Genomic DNA, 17,266 nt, shown 5'->3' on the forward strand with positions numbered 1-17,266 from the left:
CAACGTTGCTGGGGGACCGCAAGCTTGAGGCGTCAGTCGTTCGAACGCCACCGTCCCATCAGCCAAATCAGCAGCGCGAGCGCCACGAGCAGCAGCTCGGCCTGTGAAGCAAGGTGCACCGCTGGCCTGATGTCGTCGGCTGTCGGCCGCGGGCCGACGCCGAGCCGTGGCCGGTTCTCATGCTGCGTGCCGTAACGCAGCGGACCGCCCAGCTCTCGGCCGAGCGCAGCCGCAACGGCTGCCTCGGCCACTCCGGCATTGGGGGAGGGATGCCCCGGCGCGTCATCGCGGATCGCCGTCCACACGGCGCGTGCCCGCCGCGGCCGCAGCGCCGCCACCAATGCCGCAAACAGGCGAGCCGGCACGTAGTTGGCCACGTCGTCGAGCCGGGCCGCTGCCCAGCCGAATCGCAGGTAGCGCTCGTCCTTGCGTCCCACCATCGCGTCCATCGTGTTGATCGCCCGGTACGCGGCCGCGCCGGGCGCGCCGGCCACGGCCGCCCAGAGCGCTGGAGCAACCACGGCGTCCACGCTGTTCTCCGCAACCGACTCGATCACCGCCGCTGCGATGCCGGAGGCGTCCAGCTCGCTGGGATCGCGACCGACCAGGCGGGGAAGCTCTGCCCGAGCAGCCTCGATGTCGTCGGCCTCCAGCAGATCGGCGATGCCCAGTGCCACCGAGCGCAGCTCGCGCCCGGCCGCGGTCAGTGCGACCGCCGACGTGGTCGAGCGCATCAGCAATCCGCCAAGCGCCCCGACGGCCACTCCGGCTGCGGCATAGGCGATCCCGCGTGAGCGCTGGTCGCGCCAGATCAGCCCCTCGAGGCGAGTCATCAGTGCCCCGAATCCACCCACCGGGTGCGCCCGCGCCGGCGGTTCGCCCACGATCCGATCTGCAAGCAGCCCGACAGCCACAGCGCCGCTGCGACGCGCTAGCTGGCTCATGGCAACCCGACCGCCCAGGAGAGCCCTACTGCGTTCATCGGGTGTGTGTGCGGGCAGGTTGTGGATGCCGTCGACGGTGCCGTTCTACTGAAGAGTTCTGCTGGGTTCATCGGGTGTGCGTGCGTCTCGTGCTCACATCCTGCAGACCCGAACTCACCGCGTCATGCACCGCGACGGCAAGCCGCTGCCCCCACACCGAGCGAGGACCGGCGAAGCGTTCCCGTGATGCCGCAGCGGGCCATGTCACCACCGCTGCATCCGTTGCCGTGCCGGTGCCGTCAATGCCGGCCTCGGACAGGGCCTGCACCTTGGCTTCGGTGATCGTCATCGTGGCATTCACCGCCGCACCCGGCTCGAGTCCCGCCGGCAGCTGCGCCACGACGTTGATCGTTCCCCAGAGGAGGCGCGGATTGTCAGAACCTCCCTCTGCGTCACTCGTCGTCGCCCGCTCTTGTTCGCTGCTCTCACGGGCCGCTCGGGTCCCAGCTTCGCCCTGTGCTTTCCGCTCTAGTTCGCTCCGCTCGCGGGCCGCTCGGGCCCGGGGCTCAGCCTCTGTGTTGTAGAAGTGCCTGCTCTCACCTCCTACACGGCCGCGAGCCGGTTCGCCTTCTTCGTCAGGCTTGCCAGGGGGTGTGACAGGCTGGAGACGTTCCGCGGCCCAGGTGGGCTTCGACACGCCGACTGTGGCGTGGACGACCACACCGTCGCACTCGGCCCGCCGAACGCCGCGAACGTCGACCGCGGTGAACAGCGCAGTGCCGTGGCCCTGCAGGCCCAGCTCAGCGGCGATCTCGCCTGCGTGCTCGTCGATATCGGTCCGGCTGTAGCCGCTGTCCACACCGATGTTGAGGATCCAGTCGATCGGACCCATCCCGCCGCCATGCGCCGCCGATGAGATGGCTTCCACTGCTTGGTCGAAGCGCCACGCCAGCACCCGCCGAGCCGCACCCGGCACCGGGTGGACACGTGGTTCGATGGCAGCGTTCATCGGCCGCGACGCTACCGAGGCCCGCGGAACGCCCCGCGGGCGCCGCTGCCGTCGACAGAGCGGCCGATCTTCTGCGCCGAAACGCCACTGAGGCCCGCGGAACGCCCCGCGGCCAGCAACTACGGCGACAACGTGGCGAACCTGGCTGGACCTGATGCGGGCGAGCGAAGCACGGCGGGATCCCGACCCGATTCGGGCTAGGGGAACAGCGCAGGTTCTCGGTGTGGTGCGGGTTTGGTGGGCGTGACGGTCTGCCGGGGCGGGGTGGTTTTCGGGGACGGCGTGGGGTTGTGGCGCTTGGTCGGCTTGCGGGATCGTGCGGGGTTGGGTAACGAGGCGGCGTCGGGGGGTATGAGCCGGTAGCGGTTGTCGCGCTTGATGACTTGCCAATTGTGGTCGTGGATTTTGTCGTGGCAGGACCAGCACACCAGCACGAGGTTGTCGATCTTGGTGGGGCCACCGCAGAGCCACGGGATGATGTGGTGTGCTTCGCAGTCGCCAGGCGGGGCGCCGCAGCCGATGCATGCGCCGTCGCGGGCGATCAGCGCCCGGCGCTGGGCTGCAGTGGGCGCGCGTGAGGCGACGGCTTCATAGAGCGGTGTGATCTGTTTTCCGAACAGCACTACGGAGATGTCGGCGTTGCAGGCGAGCCGGTCGACCACGCTGGCCGGCACCGGCCCGGTGCCCGCGATCTCGCCCATGCCGCCGAGGCCGTCGATTCCGCCGATGCCGCTGCGGCTGTCGAGCAGGTCTGCGAGGTCGGCTCGCACGATCATCTGCACTGGCGGGGCCGTGCGGCCCGCCGGGCCGGTGCCATCGCAAGTGGCGTGGCCGCAGCTGGCGGCGGTGTCTTCGTGGCGGGCTGCGATCGGTGCTGCTCCGCCGGCGGGTGTGCTGCCGCTCGTGCTGTGGCCGCCAGCGGCGTCGCCGTGAGCGGGAGCGGGCCTCGTGTGGGCGAGGAGGCCGTCGAGCGCGTCGGCCATGCGCTGATCACGTGTGCGCATTGCGCTCTGGCCCGCCGTGCCGTTGAGCGCTGTGTCATTGCACGCCGTGCTGTTGTGCTCCGGACCGTTGCGCAGCAGGCGGCGGTCGGCTTGGCGGAGGCGTTCGGCTTCGGCGCGGATGCGATCCTGGATGCGGGCGCCCATCTCGGCGTCGAACGCGCCGCGCATCTGCACGGAGCCGTCGTCGCCGTTCCAGAAGCGCACGTTGCGGTTGCGACGGTTGCGGCGGTGCCGCTCCGCCAGGCTCGCAGCGCTCTGGTGCTTCGCTGTCCAGCGTGCCGATGCGTGGGCGAACTCATCAGGCGGCAGTGTCTTGGCCAAATCCACCAGCACGGGATCTCCCTGCACTGCCTTGGGGCTGGTCTGGCGCGCGGCACGCGCTAGGCGGGCGGCGTTGGCCATGCACATCTCGCCGCCCGCCAGCGCGGACTGGGCGTCGGGCAACTGTTCGAGTTCGGCGGCGGTACGCACGTTGCGTGCGGCGTCGGACCGGGGGACTGCGGCGACCTGGTGCAGCACCCCCACGCCGCCGTCGCCGTGCTTCTCTCGTGCGGCGATCTGCGACGCCACAGCGGTCTCGAGCGTCTCGAGGCGGACGCGCAGCGGCTTGGCCAAAGCGAGTGCTTCGCGCAGCGCTTCGGTGGGCGCAGCGTCGACGCTGCCGAGGGCTGCCGTGAGTGAGTCGAGCGCCGACTGCACCTGGGAGAACATGCGTTCACCCTACCGACTCAGTGTGACACACAAACGTTTATATTCCTTTAGAATGATTACAGTTATATGACAAATATTGTAATGCCTAGTAGATATTTTTCGATTATTTCCACCAGGAGCGCTGACCGACAATATGGCGGCCCGACTGCGGCGGTGAAGCGCCCATCGATCGCCGACAACGTCGCCTCGCACGGCGTCTACTCGTCCTTCAGTGTTTCGCTGATCAGAGGACGTGGCTGAGCCGCCGCGATCTGTACCACTCCCGGGCCGGCACGCCCGCAGGACGCTGAGCGAGCGCCCACTACTCTGCGAATCTGGCTGAGCAGGATCGGGCCTCGCACGCGACGTTGGCCCGAACCGCACTCGCACACCGGCAGCACGACGAAACAGGAACTCCGATGACTGACACGAGTACCGAGGCGACGATCGAGGACTACTACGTCGAAGACCGTGTCTTCGAGCCCGCGGAGAACTTCCGCTCGGCGGCGCTGACGGCTGATCGGTCGCTGTACGACGAGGCCGCTGCCGACCGGCTGGCGTTCTGGGCTCGCCAGGCCCGCGAGCACGTCACCTGGTTCACCGACTTCCACACCGTGCTCGAGTGGGACTTGCCGTTCGCGAAGTGGTTCCTGGGCGGCACGCTCAATGTGTCGTACAACTGCCTCGACCGCCACGTCGACGCCGGCCGCGGCGACAAGGTGGCCTACTGGTGGGAAGGCGAGCCCGGCGACACCCGCACCATCACCTACGCGGACCTGCTCGACGAGGTGTGCAAGTTCGCCAACGTGCTGAAGGGCCTCGGCGTGCAGCGCGGCGACCGCGTGTGCATCTACATGCCGATGATCCCCGAGCTACCGGTGGCGATGCTGGCCTGCGCTCGCATCGGCGCGGCCCACTCGGTGGTGTTCGGCGGGTTCTCCGCCGACTCGCTGTCGGACCGCATCGACGATGCGTCGGCCAAGCTGCTCATCACCGCCGACGGCGGCTACCGGCGAGGCGAGCCGTTCGGGCTGAAAGACACCGCCGACGCCTCAGTCGCAGCGACGACCACCATCGAGAACGTGGTGGTGGTGCAGCGAACAGGCCAGGACGTGTCGTGGAACGACAGCGTCGATCACTGGTACCACGACCTGATGGAGGGCGCTTCGGCAGACTGCCCGCCCGAGCACATGGACTCCGAGGATCTGCTGTACCTGCTGTACACCTCAGGCACCACGGCCAAGCCCAAGGGCATCATGCACACCACCGGCGGCTACCTCACCCAGGTGGCGTTCACGCACCGCTACGTGTTCGACCTCAAGCCCGACGTCGACGTCTTCTGGTGCGCAGCCGACATCGGCTGGGTGACCGGTCACAGCTACATCGTGTACGGGCCGCTGGCCAACGGCGCCTCGTCGGTGATGTACGAGGGCACGCCCGACACGCCGCGCCCCGAATTCCGCGACGGCGATCGGGCGAGCTGGCCCAAGGACCGGCTGTGGGACATCATCGAGCGCTACGGCGTGACACAGCTCTACACGGCCCCCACCGCTATCCGCACGTTCATGAAGTGGGGTGCGACCGAAGTCGAGCGCCACGACCTGTCCAGCCTGCGTGTGCTCGGCACGGTCGGTGAGCCCATCAATCCCGAGGCCTGGATGTGGTACCACACCCACATCGGCGGCGGCACCTGCCCCATTGTGGACACGTGGTGGCAGACCGAGACCGGCGGCCACATGATCACCCCGCTGCCGGGAGTCACCACCACAAAGCCCGGCTCGGCCACCCATGCGCTGCCGGGCATCACGGTGGAGCTGGTGGACGACGCCGGCAACCCGGTCGAGCGGGGCGGCGGCTACCTGACCATCACCGAGCCGTGGCCGTCGATGCTGCGCGGCATCTGGGGCGATCCCGAGCGCTACCGGGAGACCTACTGGAGCACGTACGAAGGCCGCTACTTTGCCGGCGACGGCGCCAAGCTCGACGACGACGGCTACCTGTGGCTGCTCGGCCGGGTCGACGACGTGATGAACGTGTCGGGCCACCGCATCTCCACCACCGAGGTCGAGTCGGCGCTGGTCAACCACCCGTCGGTAGCCGAGGCAGCGGTGGTGGGCGCCACCGACGCCACCACCGGCCAGGCCATCGTGGGCTACGTGATCCTGCGCGGCGGCCATGACGCCACCGACGAGCTGCGCGAGGAAGTGCGCCAGCACGTCTCCACCAAGCTGGGGGCGATCGCACGGCCCAAGGCGGTAGTGCTGGTGCCGGACCTGCCCAAGACCCGCTCGGGCAAGATCATGCGCCGCCTGCTGCGCGATGTGGCCGAGGGCCGCCAGCTCGGCGACACCACCACACTGGCCGACGCCGGCGTGGTGGACGAGATCCGCACCCGCGCAGCCGAAGCCCCCAGCGAAGACTGAGCTGAAAATGGTGAACGGCCCGAGGCACAGGCGAGCCTTTGCCGCGTCGGTTTCCGAGGGCGACTGGCCGGCGTACTGGTGGTGGCGGGATGGGCCGGTGCCGCCGGGCGACTGCGTGATCGTCGACATCGACGGCGTGCTGGCCGATGCCTCCCACCGCCAGCATCACCTCGACGGCCCGTGGCGCGACTGGGACTCGTTCTTCGCCGACGTGGGCGACGACGACGTGCTCGACGAGGTCTTCGAGCTGTTGGTGCTGCTGAATCCCGAGCTGGTGGTGGTGGCCCTCACCTCGCGCCCGACGTGGGTGTCGGGCGCGACCCTCGACTGGCTCGTCAAGCACAAGGTCCGCTGGGACCTGCTCATCATGCGCCCGATGGGCGACTTCCAGCCGTCGCCGCTGTTCAAGGGCGAGCAGACCCAAGCGCTGCTGCAGTGCGGCTACACGCCTCGCCTCGCCATCGACGACGACATGCGCAACGTCCGCATGTACCGCGACCTCGACCTGCCCACGCTCTACATCGACAGCGGCTACCACCCCCACTAGCCCTGCCGTGACGACCCCGGACCTGACAGCATGAGCCGGTGACTCGCGCAGCGTTGGTGATCGGCGGCACGGGGCCGACGGGGCCTGGCGTGGTGAACGGGCTGTTCGAGCGCGGGTACAACATCACGGTCCTGCACACCGGGCGCCACGAGGTCGACACGCTGCCGCCTGAGTCCGAAGTGCCGCACATCCATACCAACCCGTTCCGCATCGACGAAGTTGCCGAGGCCCTCGGGAACGCCACGTTCGACGTCGTGTACGCCATGTATGGACGGCTGCGCGACTTGGCGCCGTACTTCGTGGACCGCTGCGGGCAGTTCATCGCCGTCGGCGGCATCCCCGTCTACAAGGGCTACGCACGCCCGGCGCAGAACTGGCCGCGCGGCCTGCTCACCCCGCTGCGCGAGTCAGCCGATCGGGCGGTGAACGACGCCAACGACAAGGTGGCCAAGATCGTCGCCACCGAGGACGTGCTGTTCGAGCACCACCCCGACGCCACCATCTTCCGCTACCCGCTCATCTACGGGCCGGGTCAGATCAACCCCCGCGAGTGGCTGATCGTGCGGCGCATCATCGACGGCCGCCGCCGGATCATCGTGTCCGACGGCGGCCTCACCCTGCGCACTGCGGCGTACGGCCCCAATGCCGGCCACGCCCTCACGCTGGCCGCGGATCACCCCGACGTTGCCGCCGGCAAGGCGTACAACATCAGCGACGAGCACACGCTCACCGCCCGCCAGACCATCGAGGTCATTGCGGCTGCGCTCGATGTCGAGCTCGACATCGTGAGCCTCCCCGAGGAGCTCGCGACGCCGGCCCGCCCGTTCCTCGGCGAGGAGAACTCGCTGCACCGATCGATGTCGCCCGATCTGATGATCGCCGAGCTGGGCTACCGCGACAAGGTCGGCGTCGTCGAAGCTGTCGGCATGACGGCCCGCGACCTCTACGAGAACCCGGTCCGGCGCGGCAGCACGAAGGAGCGGCGCATGCAGGACCCCTTCGACTACGACGCCGAGGACGCCATCATCGACGCATATCGATCATCCATCGGCCGCGCCGCCGAGCTGGCCGCGGCCTACGACCCCGACTTCCGCGGCCGCTACAGCCCCGGCTCAGACGACTGGCGCCTGGTCGACGCCAAGAACTGACCCCCGTCAGCAGTACCTCGGCGACCCACCGCCAGACAGGTAGATCTGCGCTCTGCCCGCAAATCACGTCACAGCAGCCCTGCAAATCACCGTACAGAACACCTGCAAAGTCCGGTATCCTCGTTCGTGACCATACCTGTGCGTCGGAAACGAGCGACGGAGCGTCAGCATGCAGTACCGGTCCCGCATTGCCGATCAGATGCTGCGCGAACGCTTGGCTGCGGTGCCCATGGTGGTGGTGGAAGGCCCCAGGGCTGTGGGCAAGACCGAGACCGCTCGCCAGCACGCCCGCAGCGAGGTGCTGTTCGACATCGATGCAAATGCCCTGGCTGCGACCGAGATCGACCCCGCCGGGGTGCTTGAGGGGCCCGAGCCGCGGCTGCTCGACGAGTGGCAGGTCGCGCCGGCCATCTGGAACCACGCCCGCCGAGCGTCCGACGACGGCCGCCGGCCTGGTCGGTTCATCCTGACGGGCTCGGCAGTCCCCGCCGATGACATCACCCGCCACAGCGGCATCGGTCGCGTGTCGCGCATCCGGATGCGCCCGATGTCGCTGTTCGAGAGCGGCGAGTCCAGCGGCGCCACGTCGCTGGCAGCGCTCGCCGATGAGCAACCGGTGACAACCGCGAGCGCGCAAGAGGAACTTGCCGATGTCATCGAGATGATGTGCCGCGGCGGCTGGCCGGGCATCCTCGACGCTTCCGCGGCCGACGCGCAGCGGTTCAGCCGCGACTACGTGGAAGAGGCGAGCCGCACGAGCGTGCCCGGCGTCGACGAACGCCAGCACGACCCGATCCGTGTCCGTCGGCTGCTCACCTCGCTGGGCCGCAACGTGGCCACCGACGCGAACATGGCCACCCTGTGCGCCGATACCCGCGGAGACACTCCGCTGAGCCCCGACACCGTGAGCGCGTACCTGCGAACGCTCGGGCGGCTCCATGTGGTCGAGGACCAGCCGGCGTGGTCGGTCCGGCTGCGGTCACGCGCACGGCTGCGCAAGGCGCCCAAGCGTCACTTCGTCTGCCCATCGCTCGCAATTGCCGCACTGGAAATCGACGAGCGCCGGGTTCGCAGCGACCTCGAGTTCTGCGGCCTGGCGTTCGAGTCGTTGGTGGTGCGCGATCTGCGTGCGTACGCGGATCCGCTAGGCGGCACGGTGTTCCACTACCGCGACAGCAACGGCCTCGAAGTGGACGCTGTCATCGAACTGCGCAACGGAGACTGGATGGCCTTCGAAGTCAAGCTCGGCGGCCAAGCAGCGATCGAACACGCAGCAACCTCGCTGCGCAAGCTCGCCGACACCATCGCCTCAGACGCCGCCGGCCCGCCACGCGCCCTCGGCGTCATCGTGGCCTCGGGCTACAGCTACCAGCGCAAAGACGGCATTGCCGTGATCCCCATCACCACGCTCGGCCCCTGAACAGCCCGGCAGCAAAGACAGAGACCGTCCCGAAGGACAGTCCCGAATCCGGCTGCTGTCACTAGCCTGAACGCCGACCGCACAGCGTCCGAAATGAGGTGCTGCACAACGTGCGCAACACGGCCAAGACCACCGTTCTCCTGGCTGGCCTCGCCGGCTTGATCCTGTGGATCGGCAGCTTCTGGGGCCAGGGCGGCCTCACGATCGCCGTCGTCTTGGGCTTGGCGCTGGTGGGCGGCAGCTACTGGTTCAGCGACAAGCTTGCGATCCGCTCGGCCCGGGCCCAAGAGGTTCAGCCACACCAGCTTCCCGACTACTGGCGGATCATGGGTGAGCTGACCACGCTGTCGGGCCTGCCGATGCCCCGGCTGTACGTGTCGCCCGACCCGCAGCCCAATGCTTTCGCCACCGGCCGCAATCCCCGCAACGCTGCGGTCTGTGTGACCGAAGGGCTCATCCGCCACCTCAGCTGGTACGAGATTCGCGGCGTGCTGGCCCATGAGATGGCACACATTCGCAACCGTGACATCCTCATCGGCTCGGTGGCTGCAGCGGTGGCCACCATCATCACGTTCGCGGCCCGCATGGCACAGTTCGCCTTGATCTTCGGCGGCGGCAGCCGTGACGGCGACCGGAACCCGCTCGGCGAGATCCTGCTCATCTTCCTGGCGCCGATCGCCGCGATGCTGCTGCAGATGGCCATCAGCCGCAGCCGCGAGTACCAAGCAGACCGCACCGCGGCGCGCCTGATCGGCGACGGCGAACCGCTGGCACGGGCGCTCGAGAAGCTCGACTCGGCTTCCAAGACCGTGCCCAGCCTGGCCGATCCCAACCAGGCCCAGATGTATATCGCCAACCCGCTGGCCAGCCGCCGCATGGGTTTCAAGGGCCTGTTCACCACCCACCCGCCGATGGAGGAGCGCATCCGCCGCCTGCGGGACGGCTCCTGGCAAGAAGCGATCTAGCCGACCGATCAGCTCGGACGCCGCTCCGACTCACTCCGTGACACGGCTCAGATGGCGCCTCTGGGCCGCCTCGCCGCCTCGCCGCCTCTGTCTGGAAGGGACGGGCCTGGTGTCCTGACAGGCGCAGACAGCGTGAGGTTGGAAGCGGGCTGCTCACGGACTGACTCGGTGAACGCGTCCATCATGTCGCCGCACTCGAACACCCGGTTTCGGCGGCCTGCGCTGCGTTGCTCCAAGATGCCGATTTTGGAGAGCCGGGCGACGGCGCGCTGAGCTGTTCTCAGATCGACTGAGAGCAAGGCGGATGCGCTGTCGGCTGTGACGACCGGGTGCAGCGGGAGTGCGTCCAGCAGCTTGGCGGCGGCACTCGATGAACGGATGCCTGCTTGGCGAGCCTGGTCTGCCCAGCGTTGTGACAGGGCGTTGACGTGCTCGATGAGCCGCCCGCGCAGCGTGCAGGCGTGGGCAGTCGCTTGGGCAAGCAGTTCGATCCAGGGGCGATACCCCCGTGATCGCCCTGGATCATCGGCGGGACACACAACGCGAACTTCGTCGAGCGCATCGAAGTAGCGCTCTTTGTGCAGCATGAGCGCAGCGCTGACCGGCAACGCTCCGTCTCCCATCACCTCGTCTCGACGAAGCATGAACTGGATTAAGGCTCGGCCGGTGCGGCCGTTGCCGTCCGGGAATGGGTGGATCGTCTCGAATTGGGCATGCGCGATCGCGGCGCGCACAATCGTGAGATCGTCGTCTCGGTTGACGTACGCGACGAGATCATCGAGCAGTCCGTCGACGAACTCTGGCGGCGGACCGACGTGACGGGCTTCAAGCGGGCTCCCGAGAGCGCCGCTGCCGATCCAGTTCTGGCGGTCTCGAATCCGGCCGGCTATGGGGTCGTGCTCGCCCATGAGCGTGGCGTGCATCTCGCACAGGCCGGCGACGCTGAGGTCAGTGCCGGCGGCCGCCATCTCCATGGCTCTTTGAGTCGCGGCAACATTGCGCAGGGCTTGCATCTCTGCGGTCGGCGGCATCTCGCTGAACAACTCGAGCTGTGCTTCCGCGCGGGCGACACGGCGAGCAGAGGGGCGTATCTCCTCGATCGTGCTGGATGCGATGCTCTCCGAACGATCCAGCAGCCACTCGGCGGCGAGCGGCCGGCTTCGTGTTGCGTCCGCAAGATCAGCGCAGCGCTCGGCGGCCATCGACACTTGCCGCCAAGTGTCGGTGCGCAGGTCGGGTTCCCAGCCGTTGATCGGATGAGGGACAAAGGCGTCGAAGCACTCGCGTGCAGGGTCCGATGACTGTGCTGCCCGCGAAACCTGAAGCCTGCCGTCCCAGAATCTCCGCTCGTGGCGCCCCACAGCCACCACCCCAAGAGTTGTCGCTCACATGCAGCTTAACGACAACTCAACAAGTGCCGACGCCCGTTTTGTCGTTCAGAGGTGAATGGGCGACAGTCCGGCAAACGACCCGCTGAGCTCGCCCGCGCTGTGAGCAGCGAACGTCGAGAGCAGCTGCTGCGAGGGATGCTCATGGTTGAGCGTCAGACGGATCGGGTGGCCCACTCACGGCTAGCCGCAACCCGAGCGTTTTGAGCACGCTGAGCGCTGGACGCACGGTGATCGACGCGTCGCCTTGCTCGAGCCGGTTCACGAGCTGACGCGACACTTGTGACATGTCGGCGAGACGTTGCTGGGTCATCAATGCATGCCGCCGCGCAGAGCGTACGGCCGCTCCGACATCGGCGGCAGTGAGTGGACGCTCGCCTGCTGTCATGACTTCCGCCCGGGGAGCTTCGAGCGGTGCCGTCCGTGATGCCCGCGATACAGCAGGCACGGATCGCCGGTGCTTCCGACGACGACACCACAGACGCCGCTCCCGCCAGCAGACGAAGGCCGTGTCTCTGGCTCCGTGACAGGGGCAACGGCTGGGCCAGAGCGCCGACTCTCGCTGAACACGCGACGTGCTCGTGCTGCGACTTGTTCGCTGATGTCGCGCGCCGTGAGTTGCGCCCAAGACGGGCAGGCATCCGCAGCGGCTTCGAGAGCGTCGGGAAGCCGTTTCGCTATGGATTCGAGTTCGTCATAGACGACCCCGGTCCGTAGGCGTTCCGCGGCGACGGACCATGCGGCGAGGCTGTCGGGGGAGCCGTCAGCGAACCGCATAGCCGGGCGTGGTGGCGTGCCTGGTGCGAGATAGGGCAGAGCGCTGCTCAGGTCATACAGCGGAGCGAGGCGCGCTACGCCTTCGTGGAGCAGCACGCTGTAGTTCTTGGAGTGCCCGTCGGTATTGCCGATCAGCCAGTTCGCGTAAATGCCGAGAAAGAACTCGTGTGCGTCGTCCTTGTCGCTTGCCTGGCGGAGGAACCGGAGTATCGCCTCAGGCGTCGGTCCGCCGTCTCGCTGATATTTGAACTCGGAGGCGAAACCGAGAGCTTGGCACAAATCTTCGCTGTGCAGCCTGCCCACCTCGTCGCCGACGGCGCCGACAGAAGAGCGGTCGTAGCGGTCGACAACGATGCACGGCTCCCCGTCGAACATTTCAAGCGTGGTAGACGCCGTGGCGACACCGACCGCGCTCACAGCGGTCTGGCACACATGCTCGTTTACGGCAATGGACTCACGACAGCCGGGATTGCGATGGCCGCTCTGCGGTTTCAGGATGTGCGTCGTGGCAAGCGACCCGGTCGGCAGATGCCAGCCTGCACCGTCTCGGCGGAGCGCCATTTTGGCTTGCGCGCCGCCGAGCGACAGCCTGAGTTCCCCGAGCCCAGGGGCGCCGAGCGGGTCTGCGTCATCGCCGGAGTCGGGTATGACGGTTCGCAGCAAATGGGCGACCTCGTCCTCGGTCAGATGGACCAGTGTGCCTTGCTGAGCGTCTGGCAATGCCGGCTGCGGGTGGAACTGGACCGCTCCGGCGCATTCCAAGCCTGCCCGCGTGCACAGCAGGTCAAACGGTGCCGCTGATGCTGCTTGGAGGTCTTGCGCCCATCGAGATCTGGTGCGCGGGTTGTCTGGCAGCAGCCCATCTATCCAGTCTGTGATGTCCAGGTTCCCTCGTGCGTTGCCATGGAACGACTGTGACAAGTCCTCTGGGGCAAATCCGCTGCTGTGGTCCCATGCGAGATGCACGGCACCGCGCCGCAGCCGCACGGCTACGCCGACCAGTGTGCCGTGGAGAAACACATGCAGGTGTGACGCAGAGGCAGGCACGGCAAGTTCAGATGTCGTCTGATGCGGACACCGGTTGGCTGTCGTCTTCGTTCAGTGACACTTCGACGTCAAGCGCGTGAAGTGCGCTGAGGAGATCACCGAGCGTGGTCTGGTGGAGACCGGTTTCGAGGCGTGAGATGGTCGCCTGAGAGCGGCCGATGTCAGCCGCGAGCTGCGCTTGTGTGCGGTGCTGTCGGCGGCGGAACTGCTGGACGATGCGCCCGGCTTGCATGGGGGTGCGGATCGGCAACGCTGCGGATGTCATACAAGCGAATATACCAGAAATATGCACTTGTGCGACACAAGCGAAGGCTCGCTCCGCAGCCGCGCCAAATCTAGCCCTCAGCACACAGCCAGGGATTACTACACCAGATGCTTGGGCGGGTCCAGCGACGGCAGCGTGGAAGCCGTGATGGAAGGCAGGCCCCATCGGCGTCCCGGCGCAGAGGAAGACTCTGGTCTGCGCCAGCTGGCGCTCGGCTATCGGGAACGATGCCCGCCTGCATGCCCCTTGGGCAGCACGCAGCGTGCTTGCACCCGCGGCATCAAGGCGTTGCATCGAGGGCGCGCCGATGTTGATCTCGCTGGCGCGGACACGGTGCCTGCTGCCGCACTGGAGATTTCGTAGCGCGACTGCTGTTCGATGATGATGCTCATGTCTTCGGCGTTGATGATGTCGCCGATGGTGATTGTCCCGTCGTCTCCGGAGGTGATGCAGCCGAAGTTGCGCAGATGCGTCTCAGCGCGGGCCAGTGTCTTGGGATCCCCGGTGGGCTTCCCCCCAAATTTAGGAGGGTTTGGTCAGTGGTTGTTGGCTTGTTCGTAGTCGGTCGGGCTGGTCATGTCGAGGGTGCTGTGGAGCCGTCGTGTGTTGTACCAGTCGGTGATCCATCTGGCGATGTCTCGGCGGGCTTGGCGTCGGGTGGCCCAGTGTCGCTTGTGGATGAGTTCGTGGGTGAGGGTGGAGAAGAACGATTCGGCGGCTGCGTTGTCCAGGGCGCAGCCGACCCGCCCCGTGGAGCGGGTGATGCCGAGCCTGTCGCAGGCCCGGGCGAAGTCGCCGGCGGTGTACTGGGTGCCTTTGTCGGTGTGGAAGATCACCCCGGTCACGTCGCCGCCTCGGGTGGCGACGGCCATGTCGACGGCGGCCTGGGCGAGCTGGGCTGTGGGATAGGAGTTCGAGGTCGCGAACCCCACGATGCGCCTCGAGTACAGGTCCATGACCGTGGCGAGGTGCACTTTGCCCTCGCCGGTGGGGATCTCTTTGAAGTCCCCGACCCAGCGCCGGTCGGCCGCGTCGGCGGTGAAGTCGCGTCCGATCAGGTCCTCGGGGGCGGCGTCGCGGTCGTCTGTGCGGGAGCGGCGGCGCTTGGTGGGGCGTGCGACCAGGCCCTGGCGGGCCATGGAGGCCTCCACGGACTTCTTCGACACAGCCCGGCCCGCTCGTCGCAGCTGCACCCGGATCCTGGGGGACCCGTAGGTCCCTTCTGAGTCCTCGAAGCAGGCCAGCACCGCAGCGTCGAGCTCCGCCCGGCGGGCCTCGATGCCCGACGGGGACCCGTGCCGCCACCGGTAGAACCACGACTCGCTGACGTCCAGCGCCCGGCACGCGACCGCGTGAGGGATGCCGTGATCGGTCCTCTGGGAAGCCACAAACCGCGCCAGGGTCACTTTGTCGCCTCGTTCACCCACAGGACCACGGATCGTTTGAGCACGTCGCGCTCCATCTCCAGCTCAGCGCAACGGCGCCGAAGCCGAACCAACTCGGCCCGCTCGTCCGCGTCCAGCGCCCCCTCGCCGGCACCGCGCTCGGCCTTCACCCAGTTGCCCAGCGTGCCCGCGTGAATCCCAAGATCGCGGGCGACCACAGCGATCGGCTTGCCCGTCTCTGTCACGATCCTCACCGCACCAGCGCGGAACTCCGGATCGAACCTTCTTCGTGTCTCTGGCACAGCTCCCCTTTCCTCAAAGAGCATGCCTCCCAGATTCCGGGGGAAGCCCACCGGCAACGAGGTGAGCGATCTGGCTTGGATGAGCTTTGCTGCCGAGTTCCGAGAGCGCCCGCATGTAGCGCTGTTCCGTCTCGTTGAGTCCGTGCCAAGTCGGCAGCGCCACGCGCTCGTGGATGGTCCGCTTGGCCTCCCTGGCAGCGACAGAAGCCGCGCTCGCGTCGATGGGCTTCATCGGTGCGTCGGCGATGCGCCACGCATAGTCGCCGACCAGTTGCATCTGGAACGGCAATGAACCAGCAGCCTCCGTCAGGATCCCCAGCCGCGGGCACCGAGCAGCAGCGTCGTGAAGCGGCTGTCGGCGGGGCCGGCGCTGAGTCCCTTTCGGAGGTCGTCGACCAGTGCATCGCGGCCGACGAGCATGTGCGGCGCCTGCCCGAAGTCGGGAGTGAACAGGTTCGGCGGCGGCACGTTGGGGGGGGGGTCGATCAAGGCTGCCAAACACATAAGCTAGCGCATAATGTTCCGCACTAGAGATAGCTTGGCCAAGGCCCGTGAGGCGGTCTTACGAATGATTGCGGTCGGCGCGACCGCGCGAGCGCCCAGAAACTCTCGATCCCGCCGCGGCCAGTGATGCGACGCTCACGATCCACAGTGTGCATGTTCTTCGCCTTCCCGCCCACGAACGTCTCATCCACTTCGACAGGTCCGGCCATGTCGCCGCCCATGCCCGACCACGCTTCGCGCAGCCGCTGAGCGAGGAAGCAGGCCGACTTCTGAGTGATGTTCAGGTCGCGGTGCAGCTTCATGCTCGACACGCCCTTCAGCGATGTCGCCCACAGGTAGATCGCGATGGCCCATGCGGCGCCGCTGCTTCGCCGGTTACGGCATGTGCTGCTGACCCGCCGCCTCATCGGCGGCAGTTGCGGCATCCAGAGACTCGATGCCGAGGCGGGTCTCGATGCGGGCGAGCCGGTCGCTGTGGCCGAGCAGGATCCCATGGATCTCGGCAAATCGCTGGTTGACCTCGACGAACCGCTGGTCCACCTCCGAAAAGCGCTGGTTCATGTCGCTGCGCAGTGCGCCGATCTCGCTGCGGAGGCCGTCGATCTGTCCCGTGGTTTCGGCACGCAGGCTGTTGATCTGTCCCGTGGTGTCAGCACGCAGTGCGCCGATCTCGCCCGTCATGTCGCTGCGGAGGCTGTCGATTCTGCTGTTCGTGCTGGCGATGTCGGCGCGCAGGCCGTTGAGGCTGAAGAACAGCAGGCCGAACATGCCTGCAACGAGTGCGCCAACGACGGCCGTGGGGATCGGGATCGTGAGCGCGATCGACCGCCGCGTGTTCGCTGCAGAGGTCGCGGTGCCGGCTGCCGGAGCGGCCGTTGCGGGCACGCTGGGCGAGTCCGCGGGCGGCGAGCTTGCTGGCGTTGCGGCCTGCGTGGCTGGGGCCTCCGCTGGTGGTGACCCAGTCGGGGCGTCGCTCTCGGACCCTTCGGGCACGGTGGAAATGGTACTCACGGCGGCTTCGGTGCGGGAACGCTCGGCTTCGGACACGGCGGGCTCCTTGACGGTGCGGGGCAGGGCCGCCAGCCGACGGTAGGCCGCCGGGTTGAGGAACGAAAGTCATTTTCGGCATTTGTCGGCCAGCGAGCACGGGGCGGATCGCGGGGCATCGGTTGCTGGGGGCGGACCGGCTGGCGCTGCGGACGGGCCGAGCGGGCGTAGCTTTGGCCGATTCGACCGCGATGCTGGCGGGCGCGGGCGTCGCAGCGCTGGCCGGCGCCGCGCCGCCGCGGCAGGGCGGGCGGGTATTGCTTTGGGCCGCTGGTGCTGGTTCACTGCTGGGTTACGGCGTGGCGTTTGAGGTGTTTCTGGTGCGAGTACGTTGTGTGCGCGCGTCCGGATGTGAAGGCAGAGAGGTCGAGGTGCATGTCGGAGCTGACGGAGTGTTTGCGCGGTCTCTTAGCCAAACAGGC

Annotated in this window: 19 protein-coding genes; 6 read left to right on the forward strand and 13 right to left on the reverse strand. The window is 67.6% G+C overall.

Features of this window, described 5'->3' with window-relative positions; translation table 11 throughout:
• Nucleotides 1-32 precede the first annotated feature (32 nt).
• From cbiB to ACOQPE_RS05955, 3 genes are all read right to left on the reverse strand, one after another.
• Nucleotides 33-944 (reverse strand): adenosylcobinamide-phosphate synthase CbiB, encoded by a 912-nt coding sequence (gene cbiB / locus ACOQPE_RS05945; RefSeq protein WP_420610938.1) that lies wholly within the window; start codon nt 942-944, stop codon nt 33-35.
• Between the two features lie 106 nt (nt 945-1,050).
• Nucleotides 1,051-1,932: an adenosylcobinamide amidohydrolase gene (locus tag ACOQPE_RS05950; protein ID WP_420610939.1), complete on the reverse strand. Its 882-nt coding sequence runs from the start codon at nt 1,930-1,932 to the stop codon at nt 1,051-1,053.
• A gap of 197 nt (nt 1,933-2,129) precedes the next feature.
• On the reverse strand, nt 2,130-3,647 hold the full coding sequence (locus ACOQPE_RS05955; protein ID WP_420610940.1) for an HNH endonuclease: 1,518 nt from the start codon (nt 3,645-3,647) through the stop codon (nt 2,130-2,132).
• 398 nt (nt 3,648-4,045) lie between these two features.
• Here ACOQPE_RS05955 and acs point away from each other — a divergent pair, with 398 nt between their 5' ends.
• The 5 genes from acs (at nt 4,046) to ACOQPE_RS05980 (ending at nt 10,129) form a co-directional block, all read left to right on the forward strand.
• Nucleotides 4,046-6,049, forward strand: a complete 2,004-nt coding sequence (gene acs, locus ACOQPE_RS05960) for an acetate--CoA ligase (protein ID WP_420610941.1) — start codon at nt 4,046-4,048, stop codon at nt 6,047-6,049.
• A 7-nt stretch (nt 6,050-6,056) separates the two neighbouring features.
• The gene (locus ACOQPE_RS05965; protein WP_420610942.1) at nt 6,057-6,596 is read left to right on the forward strand and encodes a hypothetical protein; all 540 of its coding nucleotides are present in this window, start codon (nt 6,057-6,059) and stop codon (nt 6,594-6,596) included.
• A gap of 38 nt (nt 6,597-6,634) precedes the next feature.
• The gene (locus tag ACOQPE_RS05970; RefSeq protein WP_420610943.1) at nt 6,635-7,744 is read left to right on the forward strand and encodes a hypothetical protein; all 1,110 of its coding nucleotides are present in this window, start codon (nt 6,635-6,637) and stop codon (nt 7,742-7,744) included.
• A 169-nt stretch (nt 7,745-7,913) separates the two neighbouring features.
• Nucleotides 7,914-9,164, forward strand: a complete 1,251-nt coding sequence (locus tag ACOQPE_RS05975) for an ATP-binding protein (RefSeq protein ID WP_420610944.1) — start codon at nt 7,914-7,916, stop codon at nt 9,162-9,164.
• A gap of 98 nt (nt 9,165-9,262) precedes the next feature.
• The gene (locus ACOQPE_RS05980) at nt 9,263-10,129 is read left to right on the forward strand and encodes a zinc metalloprotease HtpX (RefSeq protein ID WP_420610945.1); all 867 of its coding nucleotides are present in this window, start codon (nt 9,263-9,265) and stop codon (nt 10,127-10,129) included.
• A 47-nt stretch (nt 10,130-10,176) separates the two neighbouring features.
• On the opposite strand, the gene ACOQPE_RS05985 is transcribed toward ACOQPE_RS05980, so the two are convergent.
• The 10 genes from ACOQPE_RS05985 to ACOQPE_RS06030 form a co-directional block, all read right to left on the reverse strand.
• Entirely contained in the window at nt 10,177-11,496 is a 1,320-nt protein-coding gene (locus tag ACOQPE_RS05985) for a Fic family protein (RefSeq protein ID WP_420610946.1), read from the reverse strand.
• Between the two features lie 163 nt (nt 11,497-11,659).
• Complete coding sequence (locus tag ACOQPE_RS05990) at nt 11,660-11,905, reverse strand: helix-turn-helix domain-containing protein (RefSeq protein ID WP_420610947.1); 246 nt, start codon at nt 11,903-11,905, stop codon at nt 11,660-11,662.
• Nucleotides 11,902-13,341 carry a HipA domain-containing protein gene (locus ACOQPE_RS05995; RefSeq protein ID WP_420610948.1) on the reverse strand — a complete coding sequence of 480 codons (1,440 nt, stop codon included), beginning with the start codon at nt 13,339-13,341 and terminating at the stop codon, nt 11,902-11,904. The genes ACOQPE_RS05990 and ACOQPE_RS05995 overlap by 4 nt, the downstream gene beginning before the upstream one ends.
• A gap of 7 nt (nt 13,342-13,348) precedes the next feature.
• Complete coding sequence (locus ACOQPE_RS06000) at nt 13,349-13,606, reverse strand: helix-turn-helix domain-containing protein (protein ID WP_420610949.1); 258 nt, start codon at nt 13,604-13,606, stop codon at nt 13,349-13,351.
• Between the two features lie 536 nt (nt 13,607-14,142).
• Entirely contained in the window at nt 14,143-15,012 is an 870-nt protein-coding gene (locus tag ACOQPE_RS06005; RefSeq protein ID WP_420610950.1) for an IS3 family transposase, read from the reverse strand.
• The gene (locus ACOQPE_RS06010) at nt 15,009-15,317 is read right to left on the reverse strand and encodes a transposase (protein WP_420609181.1); all 309 of its coding nucleotides are present in this window, start codon (nt 15,315-15,317) and stop codon (nt 15,009-15,011) included. Before ACOQPE_RS06010 ends, ACOQPE_RS06005 begins: the two co-directional genes overlap by 4 nt.
• Complete coding sequence (locus ACOQPE_RS06015; protein ID WP_420610951.1) at nt 15,307-15,570, reverse strand: hypothetical protein; 264 nt, start codon at nt 15,568-15,570, stop codon at nt 15,307-15,309. The genes ACOQPE_RS06010 and ACOQPE_RS06015 overlap by 11 nt, the downstream gene beginning before the upstream one ends.
• Nucleotides 15,571-15,599: 29 nt before the next feature.
• Nucleotides 15,600-15,791 (reverse strand): hypothetical protein, encoded by a 192-nt coding sequence (locus ACOQPE_RS06020; protein WP_420610952.1) that lies wholly within the window; start codon nt 15,789-15,791, stop codon nt 15,600-15,602.
• Nucleotides 15,792-15,820: 29 nt separating this feature from the next.
• Nucleotides 15,821-16,222, reverse strand: coding sequence for a hypothetical protein (locus ACOQPE_RS06025; RefSeq protein WP_420610953.1), 402 nt, complete (start codon nt 16,220-16,222; stop codon nt 15,821-15,823).
• The gene (locus ACOQPE_RS06030) at nt 16,173-16,565 is read right to left on the reverse strand and encodes a hypothetical protein (protein WP_420610954.1); all 393 of its coding nucleotides are present in this window, start codon (nt 16,563-16,565) and stop codon (nt 16,173-16,175) included. The genes ACOQPE_RS06025 and ACOQPE_RS06030 overlap by 50 nt, the downstream gene beginning before the upstream one ends.
• Before the next feature lie 43 nt (nt 16,566-16,608).
• On the opposite strand from ACOQPE_RS06030, the gene ACOQPE_RS06035 reads away from it, so the two are divergent.
• Nucleotides 16,609-16,890, forward strand: coding sequence for a hypothetical protein (locus ACOQPE_RS06035; protein ID WP_420610955.1), 282 nt, complete (start codon nt 16,609-16,611; stop codon nt 16,888-16,890).
• Nucleotides 16,891-17,266: the final 376 nt, after the last annotated feature.

It is taken from the genome of Candidatus Poriferisodalis sp., from assembly GCF_965219595.1.
Taxonomy (GTDB): domain Bacteria; phylum Actinomycetota; class Acidimicrobiia; order Acidimicrobiales; family Poriferisodalaceae; genus Poriferisodalis.